The sequence below is a fragment of the Corynebacterium cystitidis genome (assembly GCF_900187295.1).
GTDB classification, from domain to species: domain Bacteria; phylum Actinomycetota; class Actinomycetes; order Mycobacteriales; family Mycobacteriaceae; genus Corynebacterium; species Corynebacterium cystitidis.
This window is the reverse complement of the sequence record NZ_LT906473.1, coordinates 195,445-218,413: the sequence shown is the minus strand read 5'-3', so window position 1 is coordinate 218,413 and position 22,969 is coordinate 195,445. Positions and strand designations below refer to the sequence as shown.

Sequence of the window (22,969 nt, the reverse complement as noted above, 5' to 3'; positions counted from 1 at the left end):
CATGGCTGGCGGACACGGTATGGCTGTGCTGCGCGGTGGGTTTGGTGCCGCGCTCGTCGGAATGCTCACTGTGGGGTTGACTGGCTGCGGGGCCGCTGACCACCTAGCCGGCGAAACATTCCAGGTGGTCAGCGTGTACGTGGAGCCGAACTCGCCCGATGAGCTGCCGGCGAGCGCGGCCGGTGCGGCACGCCTGGTCATCGGCGAGTCCACGATGACGGGCTCGACCGGTTGCGCTCCCCTGCAGGCGGCGGTTGTGTTCAGCGATTCCGCTTCCGGTAAGGAGGTCGCGCGTGACGACGCTGACCTGGTGCGGGTGACCAATGTTGAGTTCCGCGATCCCGGCGATTGCGATGGTGGGCGGCGCTTCGTGCACAACGCCTTGGAAGTAGTGCTCACTGCTGAGACTGATTTGCGTATCGACCGTCTCAGTGACACCGAGTTGATCCTCACGAAGCTGACTGGTGAGATTAACCAGCCAGCGATCCGGTTGATGGCGCAATGAGTAGCACCCAGTCTGCCCTTGACTCAGCCCTCGCCCGGCTGGCCCGCGCTGCATCCCTACTTGTCGTATCTGATTTCGACGGCACCCTGGCACAGCTAAACCCGGACCCGGCGGCAGTGGTAGCCCACCCTGAGTCGCTTGCGGCACTAAACCGTCTGTCGGCGATGCCTCAGACCGAGGTGGTGGTCCTATCCGGCCGGCACCTAGCGGGGTTGCGTGCGGTGTGCCCGTTGCGCACACCGGTGGTGCTGGTCGGCTCGCATGGGGCGGAACCGTCCGACGGGGCGCTTGTGCTTGACGACGAATCCCTGGCCTATCTCGCCCACATTGAAGCCCAGCTCGACGCCATCGCGGCGACCGAAGAACTAGCCTCAGTCGAGGTCAAACCGTATCAGCGGGTGTTACATGTCGCAGCTGTTGCCGAACATGACCCCGCGCGTGCCGACGAATTACTGTCCCAGGCGCTCGCCCTGAAGACCGGCGGGCGGCCCGTCACCCCGGGCAGTAATATCGTCGAATTTTCCGCAGTCGCACGAAGCAAGGGGGACTGGGTGGCGTTACGCGCCCAGGAATTTGCCGCCACTATGTTTATCGGCGACGATGTGACCGACGAATCAGTTTTCCCGGTGCTTGGGCCGAACGACGTTGGGGTGAAAGTTCTCCGCCAGCCAGCACCAGGAGGCGACGCACCGCGCAATGGTGCGGCAGCTCAGGCAATTCCGGCGTCGACTAGCGCAGAATTCAGCGTCGATTCTGTTGACGCAGTTGCCGACGTCTTTAACAGTCTGGCCGAGGAGCGTCAACGGTTCGTCCAGGACTAAACGTAGTGGGGATCACCACGTGTGGCGCTGGACCAGAAGTGGTGCGGTCGGCCACGTAGTCGTCGACAAGCGATTTTAAAATTTTGCCCACCGTCGACCCCTTCTTCCGGTTCGGCTGGTTCACGGTGGTCAGCCCGCGCACATGGGCCAAGTCGACGCCGTCGAAACCAGTCACACTCACATCACCTGGCACACTCATCCCGCGCGCCGCGCAAAAATCCAGCACACCAAACGCCATCGAATCTGTCGTGCACAGCACAGCCGTCAAATCCGGGTGGGTATCAAGCAGCTCACGGGCCGCATCAACCGCCGCATCATGATCGTTGAAGTGGCGCACCACCACCGGCACATCACACACACCGGCGGCAGCAAACGCATCCAAAGCGCCGCGCACCCGCTCGCGCTGCACATGCAGATCAGCCTGGCCCAACTGATCACAGTCGAGATGGCCGTTAAACTCAGCCCGGTGCATACGCTTGGCCAGAATGCCAATCCTCCGGTGGCCAGCATCCAGCAACGACTGGGCAGCCGGCTGGATCGCCGCATGATCATCAATACCCACAAACGGCAAATCATCGACATCATAGGGCTGGTCGACGACGACGATCGGTAAACCACGGTTGCGGGCAGCCTCCAAATGGGGATCATGCGCTGCAACCGAATACACCACAAACCCATCCACCACGGCGTTAGTAATAAGCTGGGTGGAATCGTCGGCAAGCGGACCGACGGGCACCAGCGTCATCGTATTATGCAAGCCATACGCCGAGGCAGCCAAACCCGCAAGGAAATCAATCGAGGCAAGATCCTCAAACGCAAACGACAACTGCTCCGTCAACAACACCCCAAACGAACCCACCCGGCGCGTACGCAACGAACGCGCCATCGGATCCGGCCCCGAATATCCGCGCGCCTTCGCAGCCGCCAAAATGCGCTCGCGCAACTCCGGCGACAACTGGTCCGGATGGTTATACGCATTAGACACAGTGGTGCGCGAAACGCCGAGGTCGGCTGCAATCGACGCGAGAGTGCCTCGCTTCACAGGGCGCGGTGCCATAGCTTCAATCTAGCACCCACATTGTCAACCCCTCTCACCCACGCGCTCTCACCCACGCGCTCTCACCCACGCGCTCTCACCCACGCGCAGGACGCCAGTTAAGGCCCCAACGGCCTGCCGAAGCAAAGTGCAACTACACGACTCACCCCGTCCCCTCTTGCCCGCTTTTTCATTACATTTTCATCTTGACATTGTTTTTCAACAGTGGATAATTGGGCCTATGAAAATGATGCGCACCGTTTTTGCAGCCTTCGCCGCCAGCACGCTGGCCTTCGCGGCCGGCTGCACCACTGAAGAAACCACTGGAACCGACACCACCGCAGCCTCCTCCGAAAACGGCACCGAGGACGGCTCCGAAGACGGCCTCTCCATCGTGGCTTCAACCAGCATTTGGGGTGACGTCGCCTCAGCCGTCGTCACCGACCAAGACGCCGAAATCACCGCCATTATCAGCGGCAACTCCGTCGACCCGCACCACTTTGAACCCGCCGCCGCAGACCTTGCCAAAGCAGCCGAAGCCGACATCGTCGTCGTCGGTGGCGGAGGCTACGACGCCTGGCTCTACGAAGTCGTCGACGAAGAGAAAATCGTCCACGCCCTACCGCTGATCGCGCACTCCCACGACCACGATCACGGCGATCACGACCATGACCATGCGCACGATCACGGCGACCACGACCATGCGCACGATCACGGCGACCACGACCATGCGCACGATCACGGCGATCACGACCATGCGCACGACCACGGCGATCACGACCACGACCATGCGCACGATCACGGCGATCACGAAGGCCCGATCAAGATGATCGACGGCAATGAGCACATCTGGTACGACACCGACGCCGTCGAGTACGTCGCCGAAGAAATCGAGGCAGCTGCGAAGGCTATCGACCCCGAGATCGAAGCAGACGCACAGCCAGTCATCGACCGCATGGGCGAGATGGACGAACTGATCGCGGATCTGCCTGCTGCGAACGTGACCCAGTCGGAGTCCGTCGGTGACTACATCATCCACGATTCCGAACTGACTGATATCACCCCCGAGTCCTACCGCAAGGCTATCCTGAGCCACTCAGAGCCAGCGGCTGCAGATCTCGCCGCGTTCCTTGACACCCTCGAAAATGAACCTGTCGATCTCCTCATTTTCAACCCTCAGACAGCGACCGATACTTCACAGCGTATCCATGACGCGGCCGAGGAAAAGGACATCCCCATCGTTGAGATCGCCGAGACCCCTGAGGAAGGCGTGAACTTCCTCGACTACTTTGAGGATCGCGTGAACGCCCTGGCAGAAGCCGCCAAGGCCTAGCACGTTTCTGAAGCTCATCGTTACCTGCTGACCTGCCTCCAGGGTTTCCTGGGGGCTTTCAGCTATTTATGAAGGAAGGCAGAGTCATGCTGGTGCAGTTTGACCAGGCCGCGGTTGATCCTCTGTGGTCAGGCCTCGACTTCACTATCGAGCCCGGCGAGTTCATCGCCGTCTTGGGCCCGAACGGTGTGGGGAAGTCTACGCTGTTGGGTACCATCATGGGCACCCGTAAGCTCACCGGCGGCCGTGTCGATGTGAACTGCCGGTACGGGTATATTCCGCAGCAGCGCATGTTTCCGGATAATCTGCCGCTGCGGGTGCGCGATTTGGTGTCGTTGTCGTTGGCCCACGGTGTGTTTCGTAAGCGTGCACCGTCGCGCGTGCGTGTCGACGAGCTGTTGGACCAAGTTGGTGCCACGGGGATCGCGGACCGGTCCGTGGGAACCTTGTCGGGTGGGCAGCAGCAGTTGGTGCGCCAGGCGCAGGCGATGGCGAATGATCCGCAGCTTGTGCTTGCCGACGAACCCCTGCTCAGCTTGGATTATGCGCGGCAGCAGGAGGTCGTTGAAAAGCTTGATCGGCGACGCAAGGAGAAAGACACTGCGGTGTTATTTGTTACTCACGGGATTAATCCGATCCTGCGGGTGACGGATCGGGTGTTGTATATCGCACCGCACGGGCACACGATTGGGTCGGTGCGTGATGTGATGCGTTCGGATGTGTTGAGCGCGCTGTACAATGCGCGCGTTGATGTTGTTGAGGTCGACGGTCGTTTGGTGGTGTTCTAGCCGTGGTCCAGTTGTGGGATGATACCCAATACTTACTCAGCGTCGATTTTGTGCAGGTGGCGCTTGTTGCGAGCGCTTTTCTTGGCTTGTTATCGGGTGTGATGACCAGTTTGATTGTGCTGCGCCACATGTCTTTTTCGGTGCATGCGACCAGTGAGCTAGCTTTGATGGGTGCGGCGGCCGCCTTGCTGTTCGGCCTGAATATTGGGTTCGGCGCCGTTGCAGGTTCGATCGTTGCTGCGATCGTGTTGGCGGTTTTGGGGATGAAGGGGCAGCAGGATTCGGCTGTCGGTGTGGTGATGAGTGCTGGGATGGGGGTGTCGGTGTTGTTTCTGCACTTGTACCCCGGCAACCCTACTACGGCGATGACGTTGTTGATGGGCCAGATTGTGGGCGTGTCGACGGCCTCATTGTGGCTGCTGGTTGCCACCACTTTTGTGGTTGTCGGCGCTGTCGTGCTTTTCTGGCGGCCGATTCTTTTTGCTTCGGCGGATCCCGTTATGGCGCGTGCTGCGGGTGTGCCCGTGCGTGCTGTTGCGATTGGTTTCGCCGTGCTGCTGGGTCTGGCTTCGGCCCAGTCAGTGCAGATCGTTGGTGCGCTTTTGGTGATGGCGTTGCTGATCACCCCTGGGGCGGCCGCAGTTCAGATTACGTCGAGCCCGATCCGGGCGGTGTTGTGGTCGGTCCTGTTCGCTGAGCTTTCCGCCGTGGGTGGGTTTATTCTTTCCTTGGCCCCGGGTGTGCCTGTCAGTGTGTTTGTCGCCGGGCTTTCTTTCCTGATTTATCTTGTGTGTCGCCTGATTGGCGCGTGGCGTAAACGTGGCGCTTCCCGCGACGAGGTCGCTGCTGCCCGCGCTTCCGAGCAGGCTTCCTCTGGTGCCGTACCCGACCTTTACCACCACGAGCACTAACCCTGGTGCACGTCAGATCGTGCACCCGCACACATTTACCCGCACGCATTTCTTCGCGACCATGATGTAGTCACGAGTTGCTGCCAGCCCACTATTGCGGCGGCGCCTGGTCACCCGCTTTAGCCGAAAAATGGCATGCCCATAGCACCGTCGCCCAACCCCGGTGACGCACTGGCGGTGGGTACGGTTACAGTGTGGGGCGCAGCGTTCCACCCTGGAATCAGCGGCTTGGACCGCGCGCCTTACTGGTATATGGGTAGTCCCGCAGCTTCTCGCACGGCTCTGATCGCGCCGCCGCGGGCCACCGGGTGCATGTTCACCTCCGGCTCACCACCGAAAGCAGGGACCCACCAGTCCAGCCCGAAGCGTTTTTCCATGTGCCCGTAGCGGGGTTGATCGCGGTCGTCGTCGTTACGCCCATTGTCAAAATCGCACAGTGCAGTGTAGTTGTCCATCTCCGAAGTCCCGCCGTGCTTGTAGGCGACGATATGGTGAATCTGGCACTCGTCGGCTGCTTTGCCGCAGCCCGGCCACGCACAGACCGGGGTTTTCAGCCGTTGGCGCAGCCGCTCTTTTAACGTGGCGAACCGGCGTGGGTCACCGTCGTCGGTGTTGGGGTCGCGCAGCCGGTACAGTTCTAGATCCTCGCCACTGATCTCGTCGACAAGCAATGCAAAACCTTGCTCGGCTAGCTTGGCACGGACGAAGTCCGCCCCGGTCATGGTCGTGCCGTTGGTCAGCGATAGGCGCTTTTCATCAGCACCCTCGGGCTCCCAGCTTAAGACTTCTCCGTTGAGCGGTACGATGACCGCCGGGGCGATTTCGGGACCGGTGCCGTCGCCGGAGGTCGCCAGCCGCAGCAGCGCTTCGGCAGGTTCGATGCCGTGTTCGCGGGCAAAGGCGGTGGCCCGGTCCAGCGCCGACTTCACCAGATGCGCCGGGCCGCGCACGCTCATGTCGCTTAACGACGAGCCCGGCACCGCCTTGGAGCGCAGCTTCATTTCGGGGTTCTGTTCTGCTGTGTCGTTATACTCCTCCAACAGTTGTCTCGCCCGCTTCCGGAGGGTGCGTAATACTGGGGCTTCCGACGCCAACTCCAACCGAAATTCCCACTTCTTTTTCTTATCCGCGAGCTTGCCGACGAAGCTTTCGATCTCTGCCATCGTGTTAAAGGTGTGTTCCATCGCGGCGAGCATCCCACATACTTCCCGCTGCTGGCGGGAGGCGTTGGTGGGGGTGCAGTATACGTCGGAAAGCTTGACTACGAGTTTGGCTATGGTGGCGTCGAGGCCTTCGCGGCACAGGTCGATGACGTTCATCCCGGTGGCGTCCCGCAGCACCTCCAACGGTGCTTTCCAGCCTGTGGCAAAAGCTTTCAGGGCTAATTTTTCGTTCATGGCCTTCACGCTAAACCACTTTCCTGGTGCCTGCTTTAGGGCAGAAGAAAACTGTGGATAGCGCGGAGTTATCCACAGAAATCGGTCACATTTCCGCGACAACCATGCAGGTGTGCCGCGCGTGGGTTAATCTGTGGGATTCGCCCGCGCTCGTCGGCACGCGTCGGCACGCGTCGGCACGCGTCCTGGCCCGCTTAGCCCACGCGGCGCTGGCGAGCGAACTCGCTCAATACCACACCGGCGGCCACCGACGCGTTCAGTGACTCAACCCACCCAACAGTCGGGATCGACATGATCACATCGCAGTTTTCGCGCACCAGCCGTGAAATACCTTTGCCTTCGGAACCGACAACGATGAGCACGTTGTCGCGCGCCCCATCGTACGTGTCCAGCGTGTGTTCCCCGCCGGCATCCAAACCAACAACCTGGTAGCCGTTTTTCTGAAACTGTTGCACCGTCCGCGTCATATTCGTCTCGCGTGCCACGGGTAGCCGCGCCGCCGTTCCCGCGGAGGTGCGCCACGCCACGCCGGTGACCTGGGCGCTGCGCCGCTCCGGGATGATCACCCCGTGGCCGCCGAACGCTGCGGTCGACCGGATTACCGCACCGAGGTTGCGCGGGTCGGTGATATTGTCCAGCAGCACGAACATGCCCTTCTCGCCGCTGTCGCGCACGCCAACCATCAGGTCGAAGGCGCTGGCGTATTTATAGGGCGCGATGTGCAGCCCAATGCCTTGGTGCATCGAGTTGCCCACCATGCGGTCGAGCTCGTGGCGGGGGATTTCGCGGGTGGGGATGTTGCGACTGTGTGCGATCTGGACGGCTTCTGCCAGCCGGTCGTCGGCACCTGTTCCGTGGGCGACAATGAGCGCTTCGGCAGGCACCTGCGCGTGCAGGCATTCGATCACTGGGTTACGGCCTACCACGAGGTCTGGCATTTCGCGTTCGTGGCGGCCGGAGTCGCTGCGTTCGCGGCGCTGCTTCGCCTTGTGTTTGGCGTGGTAGACGCGGTCTTCGGCTTTGGGGGTGGGGCCTTTACCGGCCAGGGAGCGACGGTTTTTTCCGCCGGTGCCTTTGGTGGCGCCTTTTTTGTTGGTGCGGCGCACATCGGGGCGCCTATAGGGTTTTGCCATGGTGAAAGTCCTCTAGTCTGCGAGTGCCCAGGTTGGGCCGTCGGCGGTGTCGGTGATGTTGATTCCTGCTGCGGCGAGCCGGTCGCGGACGGCATCGGCGGTGGCCCAGTCCTTGTTGTGGCGTGCCTCGGCGCGCCGGTCAAGTTCGGCGCGCACAAGAACGTCGAGTGCATGGTCGGCTTGATCGCTTGTCGACGCTTGACTGCCCCACGTGCCCGGGTCCACCCCCAGCACGCCGGTCATGGCGCGCACCTGGCCGACAAGGGTTTTGGCCGTGTTTTCTTCGCCGGCGGCAATGGCTTTATTTCCGTCGCGTACCGCGTTGTGGATTTCGGCTAGAGCACGGGGCACACCGAAGTCGTCGTGAAGCGCGTCGGCGAATGCGTCAGTCCACGTGCTCGGTTCTACCTCGTGATACTTGGCCACAAAGGCCTCGATCCTGCGGTAGCCTGCGGCCGCTTCCTGGAGTGCTTCGGGCGAGTACTCCAGCACACTGCGGTAGTGGGCGCTGCCTAAGTAATAGCGCAGTTCAACCGGCCGGACGGTCTCGAGCATGTTCGGCACCGAGAGTACGTTGCCTAAGGACTTCGACATTTTTTCGCCTGCCATGGTGACCCAGTGGTTATGCATCCAATAGTTGGCGAACGTGTCGCCGACGGCGTGGGACTGGGCTTGCTCGTTTTCGTGGTGCGGGAATTGCAGGTCGAGCCCGCCGCCGTGGATGTCGAACTGGCTGCCTAGGTACCAGGTGGACATGGCGGAGCATTCGAGGTGCCAGCCGGGCCGGCCGTCGCCCCAGGGGGTGGGCCAAAACGGTTCGCCTTCTTTGGCGGCTTTCCACAGGGCGAAGTCGAGGGGGTGGCGTTTGCCACGGGTGTCGGTTTCGCCTTGGGCTTTGTCGCCGAGTTCGCTGAGTTCTTCGACACGGTTACCGGACAGGGAACCGTAGTCGCCGCCGGCGGCCACCCAGGCGTTGACGTCGAAGTAGACGCAGCCTTCGGCGGCGTAGGCGTAACCGTTGTCGATCAGCCTCTGCATGTAGTCCACCATTTGGGTGACGTGCCCTGTTGCGCGTGGTTCCACGGATGGTGGGAGTACACCGAGGGTGTTGTAGGCCCAGGTGAATTCGCGTTCATAGTGGCTGACCCATTCCCACCAGGGTCGGCCTGCTTCGGCGGCTTTGGTCAGTATTTTGTCGTCGATGTCGGTGACGTTGCGCACAAACGCCACATCGTAGCCTTGGGCGATGAACCACCGCCGGACGATGTCGAAAGCAACGCCACTGCGCACGTGCCCGATGTGGGGTTGTGCTTGCGGGGTGGCGCCGCACAGGTAGATCGAGACGTGTCCTTCGCGGACTGGTTCGAAGTCGCGCAGGGTGCGTGTGGCGGTGTCGAAGATGCGTTGAGTCACACGGCCTAGTTTAGTCCACGCGAATGAGACCGAGATAAGACCCGGTTAAGGCCCGGTTCTTAGTGCTTGGGTTTCCCGTCAATTCCTCGCCAGGCGGGTCGCATTTCTTCGACGCGTCGATAGTACTGCTTGTCTTGGAGCATCATGGCGGCATCTTCGTCGACGACGATGGTGGCGTTGTTGTGCATTTGTAGCACGCTGGCTGGGCAGGATGCGGAGACAGGGCCTTCGACGAGGCTGGCGACGGCGCGTGCTTTGCCTTGGCCGGTGGCGATCAGGAGGGCGTGGCTGGAGCGCAGGATGGTGCCTAGGCCTTGTGTGATGGCGTATTTTGGCACTTCGTCGATGGTGTCGAAAAAGCGCGCGTTGTCTTTCACGGTTTGGGCGTGCAGGACTTCGACGCGAGTTAGTGACCGCAGGGAGGTCGCCGGTTCATTGAATCCGATGTGGCCGTTGGTGCCGATGCCCAGCAGCTGGCAGCTGATCCCGCCGGACATGACGATGGCGTCTTCGTATTCTTGCGCGGCGATCCATGGTTTCTCGCTCATGCCGTTGGGCGAGTGCACATCCGAGTCGTTGATGTCGATGTGGTTGGTAAATTCGTTGCGGATCACGTAGTGGTAGCTTTGCTCGTGTTCGGGTGGCACTCCGATGTATTCATCGAGGCAGAAGGCTTTGGTGCCTTTGAAGGAGATCTCGCCGGTTTGGTTGCGGCGGATTAGTTCTTGGTAGGTTTTTAGTGGTGTGGAGCCGGTGGCCAGTCCCAGCACTGCGCCGGGGCGCAGGTTGGCTGCGATGATGTCGGCGGCGGTTTGTGCGACATCGTCGGGGGTGCGACGTATCAGAATTTCCATAGCCGACATTTTAGTACTTGGCGGCGAAAAACGTCCTGACAACTGTGTCGTATTCGTCGGGGCGGTCGCGTCTGATGCAGTGCCCTGCCCCGGGAAATTCGTGGTAGGGCAGGTCAAGGGCACGCTTATCGACGATCACCCCCGCCTGTGTGCCCGTGGCCACAAGCGTGGGAAACGGCGCTTTGGCAAGCTCATCGTGGACTTGTTTCCATGGGCGCGATTGGCTGACTCTGCCGGTGGCCAAAAATTCTTCCTGGGTGAGGTAGTGTGCTGCCGCCCACGCATATGCTTCGGCTGGCGCCCACCCGTAGCCCAGTTTTTCAGCAATAGCTCGTCCCACCCCTCTGGGGTGACCATCCTTGCCTGTTTATTGCGCACGCGGGCTTCACCGTTGAGCGCGGTTTGTTCGTCGGTGCGGTCGACCCAGGCCGGGTCTTCCAGCACGAGTGCGCGCACCAGGTCGGGCCGACGCAGTGCAGCTTCGGCGGCCACAGCCCCTCCCATCGAGTGACCAATGAGAAAGCAGGGGCCTTCGTCGTTAAGCACCTGGGTGCAATCATCGACAAGCTGGCCAAACGGGTCCGAAAGATCGGTGAAACGCGGGGCTATGCCGTGCAACAACACGACGGTGGGGCCGGAACCCGCGACGATGTGGCTCACTTCAGCCTCTCCTCTTTCACCGCCACCGTGGGGCTTCACCCATGACAGATCGGGGTGGTGCTTCCGGTAGGCGCAACTCTCAGCGACGGACAACAACGTCGTCGTTTTTCCTCCGCGCTGCCTACAACTCGGCCCCTACAACTCCACCAGGGCGGTCGCGATCGCCGCGCGGCCTTCACCCCTGCCGGTAAAGCCCATGTGGTCGGTCGTGGTCGCAGCCACGCTAACTGGGGCGCCGAGCGCTTCCGACAACACTTGCTGTGCCTCTGCGCGGCGCGGCCCGAACTTGGGGGTCTGGGCGATCAGCTGGGCGCTCACGTTGAGCACCCGATAGTCGTGTTCTTCGAGTAGCTCGCTCAGCTCGGTGAGCAGCTGCACGCCGGTCACCCCGTCATATTCCGGCTGGCCCACGCCGACGAAACTGCCCAGGTCCCCCAGCCCGCAAGCCGACAGCACCGCATCAACCACAACGTGGGAGACGACATCGCCGTCGGAGTGGCCCTCGCAGCCGTGGTCGCCGTCGAACAGCACACCAGCAATCCAGCAATCTTTCCCGGCCTGGATCTGGTGGGCATCAAACGCGGTACCCACCCGCAGGTTGTTGATTTCGGCCATAGATGGGCTCCTTCTGATTCACTGACGAAAGGTTGGCTTCAGATTGACTGTCTAGTCGGCAACGTTTTCTGGGGGCCTACCAGGTGGCTGGTCGGCGCTGGCGGGGCGGTGGTTGCCAGGTACTTCGAACACGGTTGGTTCGGCTTCGTTAGTTATGGTGGTAGCCAGGGTGAGGTCGATTGGGGTGGTGATCTTAAACGCCATCGGGTCGCCGTTAACGCAGGTCACATCCACGCCGTACCATTCCATGAGGCTGGCATCGTCGGTGGCGACAAAGCCAGGGTCGGTCGTCGTAAAGTACTGCTCGTTGGCGCGGCGCAGCAACGCAAGGTCGAAGCCTTGCGGGGTTTGGACGGCGCGGAGGCTGGCGCGATCGGGCGTGCCGACGACCCTCTGGCCCGCTACCTGTTTGATGGTGTCTGCAACTGGCACAACGGGAATCACGGCATCGGCGCCGGCTAGCACGGTGCGGGCAACGCGCGCAATCATTCCGGGTGGGGTCAGCGCGCGGGCGGCATCGTGGATCAGTACCACAGCATTAGTGTCTTTGATGGCCTGCACACCTGCCCAGATCGAGTCGGCGCGCTCGCCCCCACCGTGCACGAAGCGGATGTTCGGGTGTGTTTCCAACGTGCGGCGGGCGTGGTCTTCCATGTCGGGGCTGACGAGCACGATGATTTCGTCGACAATTTCGGCGGTTTCCATCGCTGTCACTGAGCGTTCGACCAGCGTGCGGCCACGTAGGGGGACAAATGCCTTGGGGATCTCCGCCCCCAAGCGGGTACCGCGACCGGCAGCTGCGATCAGGGCGATGACGCGGCGTGGGGTGGCAGTGACAGGTGCGGGGGCGGGCATGACGGGCATGACGGGCACGGTGCGGTGGTGGTCAGGCTGGTGGCTTATTCGTCGTCTTCGTCATCGAAGCTCAAATCATCAATGTCGATGTCGTCGTCTTCGTCGAATTGGTCGCGGGTATCCGCCGGTTGCGCCGCCTTGGCGTGGCGCTGCATCATTTCCTCAATGGTTTTCTGCATGGATTCGGCCTTGTCTTCGTCGACAGGCTGCGCTAATGCTAGTTCACCAACGAGGATTTGGCGGGCTTTGGCCAGCATCCGTTTCTCACCGGCGGACAGGCCCCGGTCTTGATCGCGGCGCCACAGGTCGCGGACTACTTCGGCGACCTTGTTGATGTCACCGGAGGCGAGCCGCTCCTGGTTGGCCTTGTAGCGGCGGGACCAGTTGCCGGCTTCTTCCACATCGGTTTCACGCAGCACAGAAAACACTTTTTCCAGGCCCTCTTTACCCACAACGTCGCGCACACCCACCATTTCGGTGTTTTTCGTGGGAACTCGCACCTCGAGGTCGGACTGGAGGATCTTCAGCACGAGAAACTCAAGGTTTTCTCCCCCCATCTCACGCTGTTCGATGTCGGTGATGCGGGCGGCTCCGTGATGTGGGTAAACGACCACTTCTCCGACTTTGAATTCCATTGACGCTCCTTTGTCCAGCCACAATTTGTCTCACCCAGTCTAGCACCTTGTAAAAAGGTCACCCGATCTGGTGGCGGGGGTAAGCAAAATCAGAAAAGTTTACCCCCGGTTGACCCCAACGCGTTCACGCCGTTGAGCACACGGTTCACCCGCAATCGTCGGAAAGTGTGTATCTAGCAGGCATTAATACTAAGCTCACTGGTTGATACACGCCCTGTTTATGGTTGCGCGCGCGAGGTGAACTGTGGTTGCCACGAGGGATCGTCGGAAAGCGCGCACCGTGAACTCACAACGATGGAGGACACCCCTAGTGAAGTCCCAGAAGTCGGCACTGCGTCGCGGAGCAGCCGTTTCCGCCGCTGCCCTGTCCGCCCTGCTGCTCGCCTCGTGCTCCGCGGGTCAGATCACTCAGACAGCAAGCCAGGTCGCACCAATCGACGGCGCTACCGCATTTTCTGAAAACGATGAGATCTCCGTCCAGGATGTCACCATCGTGCTGGAGGATACCGGCGACGCATCGTTGAAGTTCACTGCCACCAACCAGGACGTCACCCACGCCGAGCACGTGCTGGAGTCCGTTACCGTTGCCGGCCAGCAGGTCGACATGGATCCGGTGAAGCCGCTGGGGTACAACTGCACGGTCGTTGCAGGTTCCGCCGATTTCATTGATTCCATCCCGCAGGGCGATGGCTGCGTGCAGTATGTGGAGACCGAGGTGGAAAATCAGGACTTCGCCTACGCGGGCACCGAGGAAGTTGTGTTTAATTTCAACACCGGCCAGATCACCGTGAACGCGGCCGTGTCCGCTCCTGCGCCCCCTGCTGGCCAGGTTGACCGCGGACCTGAGACCAACGTGTCCAACGAGATGCAGGAAAAGTTGGGCGGACACTAGGCCCGCGCTTAACGACGATCACTTCATCACTATTGCCGCAGTATCACCACTGGTGGTGCTGCGGTTTTTGTGTGCTGGTGAGCCCGTGTCGGGTGTGTGTTCTAGGCTGATATTTACTATGGCGAAGAAACAGAAAACCGTGCACACCTGCTCTGAGTGCGGGTATTCGTCCCCGAAGTGGTTGGGGCGCTGCCCCGATTGTGGTTCGTGGGGCACGTTACAGGAGTCGGTGGCCACTCGCGCAGGGGCCGGTGGCGCAGGCGGGGCGTCGGCGCGCAATGCGCAGATTCAAGCGCTCACGCCGACCGCGCCAGCGCAGCCGATAACGCAGGTGGATGCGTCCGCAACAGCCCGTCAAGCCTCCGGGATTGGGGAGCTTGACCGGGTCCTAGGTGGAGGCGTTGTCCCCGGCTCCGTGGTTTTAATGGCGGGCGAGCCCGGTGTAGGTAAATCCACCCTCCTGCTGGAGGTGGCTAGCAAATGGGCGGGAGTTAATCGTCGGCAAGCGTTGTATGTGACCGCGGAGGAATCCGCCGGGCAAGTCCGATCACGCGCCGAGCGTACAGGTGGGCTGAAAGACACCCTATTTTTAGCCGCGGAATCTAACCTAGACGTGGTGTTTGGCCACGTAGACCAGATCAAGCCGAGCCTGATCATTATCGATTCAGTGCAGACGATGATCGCGCCCGGTGTCGAGGGCGTGGCCGGAGGCGTGGCGCAGTCACGGGCGGTCACTGCGGCGCTGACCAGCCTGGCCAAAACCACCAATATCCCGATTTTGCTGGTCGGCCACGTCACCAAGGATGGCAACGTGGCCGGCCCGCGTGTGCTGGAACACCTGGTGGATGTGGTGTTGAACTTTGAGGGAGACAGGCAATCCAGCCTGCGCATGCTGCGGGGTATGAAAAATCGTTTCGGGGCGACAGATGAGGTGGGCTGCTTCGAGCAAACTTCCGACGGGATTCGCGAAGTGCCGGACCCCAGCGGGTTGTTTCTTTCACATCGGGGGCAAACCCCTGATGGCTCAGCGGTCACTGTTGCGATGGACGGGGTGCGCCCCATGCTGGCAGAAGTGCAAGCGCTCACCGTCGAGCCTGTCAACAAGTCGCCACGACGAGTAGTTACCGGCCTCGATTTCAACCGGGTGCCCATGGTGTTGGCTGTGTTACAGGCACGCTGTGGGCAGCGCACTAATGATAAAGACGCGTATGTGGCAACGGTCGGCGGAGTCAAAATTACGGAAACGGCCACTGACCTCGCCGTAGCATTAGCCACCTGGTCCAGCCTGCATGAAACGGCGCTACCGCCGAAAACCGTGGTGATTGGCGAGGTCGGGCTGGCCGGCGAGCTACGGCGCGTCCCAAACCTTGCCCGCCGGCTCCAGGAGGCAGCGCGTTTAGGCTATGAGCGCGCCATCGTCCCGGCGGGTGAGAAACTCTCGGTGGCCGGGATGCAGATTTCGCAGGTTAGCACCTTGGCCGCAGCCCTCAGTGTGTTGACACCACACAAGAACTAACGTCGTGTCATGTGAGTGATTCGTCGTCGGCAGCTCCCGCAACACTCACGCGAAGCCCTAGTTCAAATGGCACCCGGCACCGAGCTGCGCGATGGCCTCGACCTGGCAAACCAGCGCCTCTTTGTCGCGGAGATGAACAACTACGCCACCGTCTCTGATGTCCTGAGCGTCCTGCAGCGCGAACTGTTAACGAAGCGTGCCGGCTTTCCCTTCAGCTCACCGAGCTTCGGGGCAACAATGACGACCAGATTAACCTGCTGGTCCGCGACTACATTGTCTCCCCCGGTATACCTGCAGCAGAGGACGTCGCCGACATCACTGCAGCCCTGGACTGATTGCCCGACTCCGAGCTGCTCACCTCAACCGCCACTGCGCGCCCTGAACTTCCCGAGCACCGAAGAAATACTAGTTCGCGAGATTGTCCCGCGCTGCTAGCGAGCTTGCGGATCTTTCAGCTAGCGAGCTTGCGAGCCTTGCGGATCTTTCAGCTAGCGAGCTTGCGAGCTAGCTGGTCAGGTTGAAAGTGGCGGCATCAGAGTTATTGTTCTCGATCACGCCGTAGAAGAAATAGGCACCATCGTCGACGGGCAAACGGTTGGAACACTGCCCCGGCGCGGACCCGGTCCGCGACCACACCGCCTGGTAATTACGAGTATTCCCCGCCTCGAACGTCACCTCACCGGTGACCACCGAGGGGTAGCAGTCCGTGTCGGCCCAGACGCGTTCGTTGGTCTCCATGTCATAGACTTCAAACCGTAAGGAATCGTCGTCAAGCGTGATCTCACAGTCGGCGGCCGTCGGATTGGTCACCTCCATGAACAACTCAGGCTGTTCGCCTGCACCGTAGGTCGGCTTATTGGTCGACGCGACAATCTTAAGATCATCTACGTCACACGTCTTTTTGTCCGCTAAGTTTTCGGTGGTTTTTTCCGGCTCGGTGGTTTTTTCCGGTTCTGTTTCTCTCGCGGATTCGGTGGTGGTCTCGTCGTCAAGCTCGACGGTCGGGGTGGCCGGGGTTGGGGGTGCGGAGCTAACAGTCTCCGTGTCCGCCTCATTGTTTGCTGCGGAGCGCCCCCACGCAACCAGCCCCCACACAATAAGCGCAACGACGACAAGGATGATCAACACCGCGGCAACGCGGCGGCGGACGTAGTACTTCTCGGGGAGTCGATGCGGTTGTTGTGTCACACCATCAACTTTAAAACCCCATAAGGCTAACCTGCGACATTCACGTCGCGGCGTGTCTGAAGATCTGCTGCCCGCCCGCTAGCGCACGCCGTGCTTGGCCACCTCTTCGATTTGGCCGTCGGACAACCGGTAGCGCGCCGCCACTACGCCCAGCTCGCCAGCCCGCAGCGCCTCATCAATCGACGGAATTCGCATGATTAGCTGTTCTGCGGTAATGGCCGCGTGGGCCGCTTCGACGTTGTCGGATTCGATCTCACCGTCGCCCTTTGATTCGAGCACACTGGGCACAATCTTTTCGATGAACACGCGCTGCGAATCCACCGGTACTTCACCGGTTTTAGTCGCGTAGATCGCAGCGCCTACTGCCCCACAGTTTTCATGGCCAAGCACAATCACCAGCCCAATATTGAGGTTTTTTACAGCAAATTCCAGCGACCCCAGCACCGCAGCATCGGTGCACTCCCCTGCGGTGCGGACAACAAAAAGGTCACCGAAGCCAGTGTCGAAGATCAACTCAACCGGCGCACGCGAGTCCGAGCACGCCAACACGGCAGCGATCGGGTCCTGCCCGCTTTGGAGTTCCTGCAAGCGCTCGGAGGTGGAATGTGGGTGTTGGGCAGACTGCCCGGCAAAGCGACGGTTTCCTTCCTTGAGCATGTCCCAAATTTCCTGCGGTGTTTTGTTATGCGGCATATCGGTATTATCTCACCTAGGCTTGACCGAATGAGCACGAACGCCACCAATTTTCCCCGCGCAACCATTATCGCGTGGTTTCAGGAAAACGCCCGCGATCTGCCTTGGCGCAGCCCTAGCACCACTGCCTGGGCCATCCTGCTGTCTGAGGTGATGAGCCAGCAGACCCCTGTGGCGCGTGTCGCCCCGATCTGGCAGCAGTGGGTTGAGCGCTGGCCTGACCCTGCCACCTTTGCTGCAGCCCAGCCGGCCGAGGTGTTGCGCGCCTGGGGCAGCTTGGGGTATCCGCGGCGTGCGCTGCGCCTGTTGGAGTGCGCGCAGGTGATCGTCGATAAGCACGACGGGCAAGTCCCGGACGATGTGGACGAACTGTTGTCGCTGCCAGGGATTGGGCAGTACACGGCGCGCGCGGTGGCGTGTTTCGCGTTTGGCCAGAATGTGCCGGTGGTGGATACGAATGTGCGCCGCGTGTACGCCCGCATGGTGGATGGCCGCCCGCTCGCCCCACCCGCGTCGAAGCGCGAGTTGAGCGAGGTAGCCGCTTTGCTTCCCGACGACCACGGCCCCACATTTTCCGCGGGATTAATGGAGTTGGGTGCCCTGATTTGTACCGCCACGGCGCCACGGTGCGGCGAGTGTCCTGTCCCGTCGCACTGTCATTGGTTGCAGGCGGGCAAACCCGCACCGACTGAAGATGAGCTGCGCAAGAAGAAAGTCCAGAAATTCGCGGGCACTGACCGGCAGGTGCGCGGTTTAATCATGAAGGTGCTACGCGAGGCGGACGGGCCGGTGCCGCGCGCCAGCATCGACATTGTTTGGCCGGATGACGCCCAGCGCGACCGAGCTTTATTTTCGCTTATCGACGATGGCCTAGCCGAGCAGGATAACGCGGGTCTGTTCCACCTACCCCGCGCCTAACCCGCTGTCCCGGCCCGAGTGTGCGAGGCTCGAGTGTGCGAGGCCCTCTACTTCCAGCGGCCACGGAAATTCAGCCCACCGGGCAGGTTCACCCAGAAACCGCCTCGTGAATTCAGGGTCACCGGACCAATCTTCGTAGAGGTGGACACCCCAGATTTAGATACGTTGATCCAGGAATTCTTGCCGATCTTCTTCTTATCGCGGTAGTACAAGCCCATGGCTTCGCAGTATAGCGCGGCGGAGTTCGGGCCGCGTCTGCTCGGCTCGGCCCTGCCCGGACAGGCCCTTTCAATCGACGGTAGCTGCCCCCTATTCCTGGGGCACCGAAATGGTTGTCACCTGTAGAAACATCCACGCTTTTCGGGTGCGATGGCGGCCTGATCAACGATAATCTGACGCCATCATCACTTTCCCTTATTTCAGCTTTCGGCTTAAAACCAAAAGGACTAAAAGGACTGTATCGTAATGCGCACTTCCCTCAGAACAATGATCACTCTTGTGGCAAGTCTGGCCGTTTTGGCTGGGCTGAGCGCGCCCCAGGCAAACGCTGCCGTGCATAACCTGTGCAAGGAAGTCGGCTCCTACGGTTGCCTCGCGTTCAGTGGGTATAGGCCGTACACCAACACGTGGGCAGACACCCGTTACTACGGTGGTGTTCACAATTGCACCCGCTATGTTGCATATCGCCTGGCTAAAGGGGGCGTGCCGGATCAAGGCACGTGGGGCAACGCCTATGAGTGGTGGCACCGCGCCCCAGGTGCGAAGAACAACACGCCCGCAGTCGGTGCTATTGCGTACTGGAGTAGCGACTGGACATCCCGTCACTGGGGCCATTCCTACGGTCACGTCGGTGTCGTTGAAAAGGTCAATGCCGACGGCTCCATCGAAGTCACCTGGGACTCCTACGGCGACAATATCAATGTCCGCCAAGTTGTTTCTGGGAATCATCTGCCCACCGGCTATATCCACGCCGACAATGCTGCGATTAAGCGTTCCGGCGGAATCGTCGATACACCTCCCGCCCCGCAGCCGGTGAAAGACGGCGACACCATCGCATACAACCTGACTTACACAATTGGGTTTAGTCCCCCGGTTTGTGTTGGGTGAGGGTGTTGATTAGTTGTTGGTCTTTTGGTGTTATTGCGGGTGGGATGGTTATGCGGGTGTTGTTGATTTCGATTGTGCTGTGGCGGTAGGTGCTGAGGCGTTGGACTAGTTTCGGGGCGGTGGTGTTGGTGGTCAGGTAGATGTGTTTTGACAGGGCTAGGGCGGCGAAGACAACGGTGATGTGTGCGGTGATAGCGGTTTCGGTGTGGTGATACATTGGGCGCGCATCAAGGTCTGTTTTCGCCATTCGAAAGGCCTGCTCGATGTGGTAGAGCTGGTGATAAAACCCGATGATCTGACTGCCGTCTACCTGTTGGGCATCGATACTGGTGACGTAGCCTTTCCATCCTGCTAAACCCCGGGCTTGAGCAAAGGTTTGTTCGTTGATGACAAACTGCCCGTTTTTCTTGGCCACAAATCTCGGTAGGCGTGCTGAGCGTTTCTTGGTGGCTATCTCGTGTGCTTTCTGGCGTTGTTTATCTAGCGAGCTGATGTCGTAGCGGTAGCGTTTGGCACTAAACCCGATCACCGCACGTCGCTGTATAGCCTGTGTACCTGTTCCCATTGTTTTGGTGGTTTCAACGATGGCACCATCATGAGCATCGATACTGTCCTCGTCATCGGGATCAAGTGTGATGTCGTAGGGCGCTTTTTTCAGTCGGTCAGCAACAATGTAGTCAATACCCTCGGCATCAAGTGCATCTAGGTTTTTTGCTGATAGCATCGCCGCGTCAGCAACAACGACGACACCAACAAGATCATGGGCTTGGATATAGGCGTTGATCATCGGGATCAATGTTGTTGTTTCGGCTGTTTTACCGTGAAAAAATTCCACGTGAAGCGGGAACCCTTCCAGATCAGTAATCAGGCCGACCACGATCTGAGGATCAACACGGCGTTCTTTGCTCATCCCAACTTTGCGTAGCTCGTCTTCTTTCGGTGTCTCAAAATACAAGGTGGTCACGTCATATAACACCATTGTCACCTGATGACGTGAACGCACATAACGATGACATGCAGCACCAATACGAGCCCGATAATCATTTTTAACAGCACGTTTTAGTGTGTTGTACCAGGTATTAACATGCCGGGAAGGCTGACCAAGACCTGTCAGTACCCGCCCTACCTGGGCTTTTGAGGTTGGCTCAACAATCCGGGCAATAACCATCGCCTGAAACGAGGGATCATCAATCCCGAAATCCAACACATCCCACACCCGCGCAAGCACCTGCCACAACACTTTATTCGCAGTATCAACCACCCGAGCCTGCCCATCCCGACTACCCGATAACCGATCACCAGCACCCGAATCCTGGGCAGCATGCACCGACTCGGTGTGTGTCTGAACCGCACCAAGATCAAGTTCCTGCTGATCAACACTGTCATCACGGTGACGATAATCAGCAAAATCATCCATCACCGGGATATGCCGATCATCACCTACACCTTCAAGTGGCAACGATAACTGCTGGCCACGGCCTAAAAAAGACTCCGCAGCTAAATACAACACCGCCAACTGCCCATCATCATGAGCAGACCCAAAATGCTTAATCACCTCAGTACGCCCACCAACTTTTCGTACTACTTGCACACTCACCGCCCCCGAAGCAGTACGAGCACACTTAATAGACGCCACCCGCTAACCCTATCACCCCAATTAGTCCCCCAACACCCACCCAACAAAAAACAAACCCCAAGGTCAAACCAAAATCACACCCCTAGAACACATGTTCTTGTGGAAGTCAGGCGGACAGGCCCTTTCAATCGACGGTAGCTGCCCCCTATTCCTGGGGCACCGAAATGGTTGTCACCTGTAGAAACATCCACGCTTTTCGGGTGCGATGGCGGCCTGATCAACGATAATCTGACGCCATCATCACTTTCCCTTATTTCAGCTTTCGGCTTAAAACCAAAAGGACTAAAAGGACTGTATCGTAATGCGCACTTCCCTCAGAACAATGATCACTCTTGTGGCAAGTCTGGCCGTTTTGGCTGGGCTGAGCGCGCCCCAGGCAAACGCTGCCGTGCATAACCTGTGCAAGGAAGTCGGCTCCTACGGTTGCCTCGCGTTCAGTGGGTATAGGCCGTACACCAACACGTGGGCAGACACCCGTTACTACGGTGGTGTTCACAATTGCACCCGCTATGTTGCATATCGCCTGGCTAAAGGGGGCGTGCCGGATCAAGGCACGTGGGGCAACGCCTATGAGTGGTGGCACCGCGCCCCAGGTGCGAAGAACAACACGCCCGCAGTCGGTGCTATTGCGTACTGGAGTAGCGACTGGACATCCCGTCACTGGGGCCATTCCTACGGTCACGTCGGTGTCGTTGAAAAGGTCAATGCCGACGGCTCCATCGAAGTCACCTGGGACTCCTACGGCGACAATATCAATGTCCGCCAAGTTGTTTCTGGGAATCATCTGCCCACCGGCTATATCCACGCCGACAATGCTGCGATTAAGCGTTCCGGCGGAATCGTCGATACACCTCCCGCCCCGCAGCCGGTGAAAGACGGCGACACCATCGCATACAAGGGGCATGTCTACCGTGTCGCCGGTGGCGCACCGATCTACGTCACAAACTTCGACCACGTATCAGGATCGCGGAACGTGCGCGCGGTCAACGACGCAGAGTGGAACAAACTGCGCAAATACCCGAAGGACGGCACCATCATCCGTGGCACGCAACCTGGCCACAAGTTCACCAACTCGGTTTTCGTCATCGCAGGTGGCGCACCAATCTACGTCTCGAATTGGGACCACATCGGCGGAGGAAAGCCTTATATCGACGTTGATCTAGCCACCATTTTCCGAGCCGACCACGGGTACCCTTACGACCGGCTTCGCGCCCGCCCAGCTAACGACACGTTCCTCTTCGCAGGCGGTGACGGGGCTGTATCTTCCCGCACCGTCTACGTGGTCCAAGGTGGCGCCCCAATCCCGGTAGGCGACTGGAACCATATCGGCGGGCCTCGCCCGTTAGTCACGGTCGATTCCCGCGCAATTGATAACGCAGGTGGCGAGGGTGCTTGGCAGTTCCTCAACAAGTATCCATCGGATGGCACCATCATCCAAGGCCGCAAACCAGGCGATCCCCTCCATGGAACAACTTATGTGATGGCTGGTGGGGCCCCGATCTACATCAGTAATTGGGACAATATTGGTGGCGAGAAAACCGCGTACTGGGTTGATCTTGAAGCCATCAAACGTGCCGGTACCGCACCAGTATGGAATAACTTGCGGGTCAACCCGGCTGATGGAACGCAGCTCAAAGCCCACAAAACCGGAAAAGGTTATGTTGTAAAAGGTGGCGTGCCCGTAGCCCAGGATAAATCAGGCGATAAGGCAGTGACAGTGGACCACGTTGCCATTGACCGCGCAGGCCAAGCTGCACCGTACCACCATCTCAAGGCAGAGGTGAAGCCAGCACCTTCGCCTGCGCCAACACCAGCACCAGCACCAGAGCCTGGACCAAGTGGGGAAGACCCACAGCCAGCACCACAGTCAGACGCTCCATCCGGCGCCGCTTCTTCAGAAGGTGGCATCATCGCTGGAGTTATCGCGCTGATCACAGTTATTGCTGCACTTGTGGGGCTGCCCGCACTTGTGGGAGGAACCGGAGTAGCGCTTCCGTTCTAAGTTTACGGTACGGCTCGTTCCTACTTGCAGCAACGTTGGCGCTTCGTAGGCGTTGTTGCAT

At 59.8% G+C, this 22,969-nt stretch carries 24 protein-coding genes; 10 read left to right on the top strand and 14 right to left on the bottom strand.

Going from position 1 to position 22,969, the window contains the following annotated elements:
• Position 1 precedes the first annotated feature (1 nt).
• Positions 2-505 (top strand): hypothetical protein, encoded by a 504-nt coding sequence (locus CKV99_RS01015; RefSeq protein ID WP_092260805.1) that lies wholly within the window; start codon positions 2-4, stop codon positions 503-505.
• Entirely contained in the window at positions 502-1,326 is an 825-nt protein-coding gene (gene otsB, locus CKV99_RS01010) for a trehalose-phosphatase (RefSeq protein WP_092260803.1), read from the top strand. The genes CKV99_RS01015 and otsB overlap by 4 nt, the downstream gene beginning before the upstream one ends.
• Here otsB and CKV99_RS01005 read toward each other — a convergent pair.
• Positions 1,283-2,383 carry a LacI family DNA-binding transcriptional regulator gene (locus tag CKV99_RS01005; RefSeq protein WP_092260801.1) on the bottom strand — a complete coding sequence of 367 codons (1,101 nt, stop codon included), beginning with the start codon at positions 2,381-2,383 and terminating at the stop codon, positions 1,283-1,285. The two genes, otsB and CKV99_RS01005, sit on opposite strands and share 44 nt — an antisense overlap.
• A gap of 220 nt (positions 2,384-2,603) precedes the next feature.
• On the opposite strand from CKV99_RS01005, the gene CKV99_RS01000 reads away from it, so the two are divergent.
• The 3 genes from CKV99_RS01000 (at position 2,604) to CKV99_RS00990 (ending at position 5,394) form a co-directional block, all read left to right on the top strand.
• Positions 2,604-3,695: a metal ABC transporter solute-binding protein, Zn/Mn family gene (locus CKV99_RS01000; protein WP_092260799.1), complete on the top strand. Its 1,092-nt coding sequence runs from the start codon at positions 2,604-2,606 to the stop codon at positions 3,693-3,695.
• Positions 3,696-3,781: 86 nt separating this feature from the next.
• Positions 3,782-4,483 (top strand): metal ABC transporter ATP-binding protein, encoded by a 702-nt coding sequence (locus tag CKV99_RS00995; protein ID WP_092260797.1) that lies wholly within the window; start codon positions 3,782-3,784, stop codon positions 4,481-4,483.
• Positions 4,484-4,485: 2 nt separating this feature from the next.
• Positions 4,486-5,394 carry a metal ABC transporter permease gene (locus CKV99_RS00990; RefSeq protein WP_092260795.1) on the top strand — a complete coding sequence of 303 codons (909 nt, stop codon included), beginning with the start codon at positions 4,486-4,488 and terminating at the stop codon, positions 5,392-5,394.
• Between the two features lie 242 nt (positions 5,395-5,636).
• Here the strand turns inward: CKV99_RS00990 and CKV99_RS00985 are convergent, their stop codons facing one another.
• The 9 genes from CKV99_RS00985 to CKV99_RS00950 all read right to left on the bottom strand — a co-directional run bounded on the left by CKV99_RS00985 (position 5,637) and on the right by CKV99_RS00950 (position 12,956).
• Positions 5,637-6,791, bottom strand: coding sequence for an HNH endonuclease signature motif containing protein (locus tag CKV99_RS00985; RefSeq protein WP_092260837.1), 1,155 nt, complete (start codon positions 6,789-6,791; stop codon positions 5,637-5,639).
• Positions 6,792-6,985: 194 nt separating this feature from the next.
• Positions 6,986-7,924 carry a 23S rRNA (guanosine(2251)-2'-O)-methyltransferase RlmB gene (gene rlmB / locus CKV99_RS00980; protein WP_092260793.1) on the bottom strand — a complete coding sequence of 313 codons (939 nt, stop codon included), beginning with the start codon at positions 7,922-7,924 and terminating at the stop codon, positions 6,986-6,988.
• A 12-nt stretch (positions 7,925-7,936) separates the two neighbouring features.
• A complete protein-coding gene (gene cysS / locus CKV99_RS00975) occupies positions 7,937-9,337 on the bottom strand; it encodes a cysteine--tRNA ligase (protein WP_092260791.1) in 1,401 nt (466 codons plus the stop codon).
• A 59-nt stretch (positions 9,338-9,396) separates the two neighbouring features.
• The gene (nagB, locus tag CKV99_RS00970) at positions 9,397-10,191 is read right to left on the bottom strand and encodes a glucosamine-6-phosphate deaminase (protein ID WP_092260836.1); all 795 of its coding nucleotides are present in this window, start codon (positions 10,189-10,191) and stop codon (positions 9,397-9,399) included.
• A 10-nt stretch (positions 10,192-10,201) separates the two neighbouring features.
• Positions 10,202-10,330 (bottom strand): hypothetical protein, encoded by a 129-nt coding sequence (locus CKV99_RS14930; protein WP_256232281.1) that lies wholly within the window; start codon positions 10,328-10,330, stop codon positions 10,202-10,204.
• Positions 10,327-10,851, bottom strand: coding sequence for an alpha/beta fold hydrolase (locus tag CKV99_RS00965; protein ID WP_269457278.1), 525 nt, complete (start codon positions 10,849-10,851; stop codon positions 10,327-10,329). Before CKV99_RS00965 ends, CKV99_RS14930 begins: the two co-directional genes overlap by 4 nt.
• 135 nt (positions 10,852-10,986) lie before the next feature.
• The gene (ispF, locus tag CKV99_RS00960; protein WP_092260787.1) at positions 10,987-11,466 is read right to left on the bottom strand and encodes a 2-C-methyl-D-erythritol 2,4-cyclodiphosphate synthase; all 480 of its coding nucleotides are present in this window, start codon (positions 11,464-11,466) and stop codon (positions 10,987-10,989) included.
• Between the two features lie 51 nt (positions 11,467-11,517).
• Complete coding sequence (gene ispD / locus CKV99_RS00955) at positions 11,518-12,321, bottom strand: 2-C-methyl-D-erythritol 4-phosphate cytidylyltransferase (RefSeq protein ID WP_092260835.1); 804 nt, start codon at positions 12,319-12,321, stop codon at positions 11,518-11,520.
• A gap of 44 nt (positions 12,322-12,365) precedes the next feature.
• Complete coding sequence (locus CKV99_RS00950; RefSeq protein WP_092260785.1) at positions 12,366-12,956, bottom strand: CarD family transcriptional regulator; 591 nt, start codon at positions 12,954-12,956, stop codon at positions 12,366-12,368.
• A gap of 310 nt (positions 12,957-13,266) precedes the next feature.
• Here CKV99_RS00950 and CKV99_RS00945 point away from each other — a divergent pair, with 310 nt between their 5' ends.
• Positions 13,267-13,848: a hypothetical protein gene (locus tag CKV99_RS00945; protein WP_092260783.1), complete on the top strand. Its 582-nt coding sequence runs from the start codon at positions 13,267-13,269 to the stop codon at positions 13,846-13,848.
• Positions 13,849-13,966: 118 nt separating this feature from the next.
• Positions 13,967-15,364, top strand: a complete 1,398-nt coding sequence (gene radA / locus CKV99_RS00940; protein ID WP_092260781.1) for a DNA repair protein RadA — start codon at positions 13,967-13,969, stop codon at positions 15,362-15,364.
• Positions 15,365-15,868: 504 nt separating this feature from the next.
• Here the strand turns inward: radA and CKV99_RS00930 are convergent.
• Both CKV99_RS00930 and CKV99_RS00925 read right to left on the bottom strand, forming a co-directional pair.
• Complete coding sequence (locus CKV99_RS00930; RefSeq protein ID WP_092260779.1) at positions 15,869-16,552, bottom strand: hypothetical protein; 684 nt, start codon at positions 16,550-16,552, stop codon at positions 15,869-15,871.
• Between the two features lie 78 nt (positions 16,553-16,630).
• Positions 16,631-17,245 carry a carbonic anhydrase gene (locus CKV99_RS00925; protein ID WP_092260777.1) on the bottom strand — a complete coding sequence of 205 codons (615 nt, stop codon included), beginning with the start codon at positions 17,243-17,245 and terminating at the stop codon, positions 16,631-16,633.
• A 30-nt stretch (positions 17,246-17,275) separates the two neighbouring features.
• Between CKV99_RS00925 and CKV99_RS00920 the strand changes: the two genes are divergently transcribed.
• Complete coding sequence (locus CKV99_RS00920) at positions 17,276-18,163, top strand: HhH-GPD family protein (protein WP_092260775.1); 888 nt, start codon at positions 17,276-17,278, stop codon at positions 18,161-18,163.
• 47 nt (positions 18,164-18,210) lie between these two features.
• On the opposite strand, the gene CKV99_RS00915 is transcribed toward CKV99_RS00920, so the two are convergent.
• Complete coding sequence (locus CKV99_RS00915; protein WP_092260773.1) at positions 18,211-18,381, bottom strand: DUF4236 domain-containing protein; 171 nt, start codon at positions 18,379-18,381, stop codon at positions 18,211-18,213.
• Positions 18,382-18,628: 247 nt separating this feature from the next.
• On the opposite strand from CKV99_RS00915, the gene CKV99_RS00910 reads away from it, so the two are divergent.
• Complete coding sequence (locus CKV99_RS00910; protein WP_095114642.1) at positions 18,629-19,270, top strand: CHAP domain-containing protein; 642 nt, start codon at positions 18,629-18,631, stop codon at positions 19,268-19,270.
• Here CKV99_RS00910 and CKV99_RS00905 read toward each other — a convergent pair.
• Entirely contained in the window at positions 19,245-20,906 is a 1,662-nt protein-coding gene (locus tag CKV99_RS00905) for an IS1634 family transposase (protein WP_157728321.1), read from the bottom strand. The genes CKV99_RS00910 and CKV99_RS00905 overlap by 26 nt on opposite strands.
• A gap of 301 nt (positions 20,907-21,207) precedes the next feature.
• Here CKV99_RS00905 and CKV99_RS14925 point away from each other — a divergent pair, with 301 nt between their 5' ends.
• Entirely contained in the window at positions 21,208-22,908 is a 1,701-nt protein-coding gene (locus CKV99_RS14925) for a CHAP domain-containing protein (protein WP_269457277.1), read from the top strand.
• Positions 22,909-22,969: the final 61 nt, after the last annotated feature.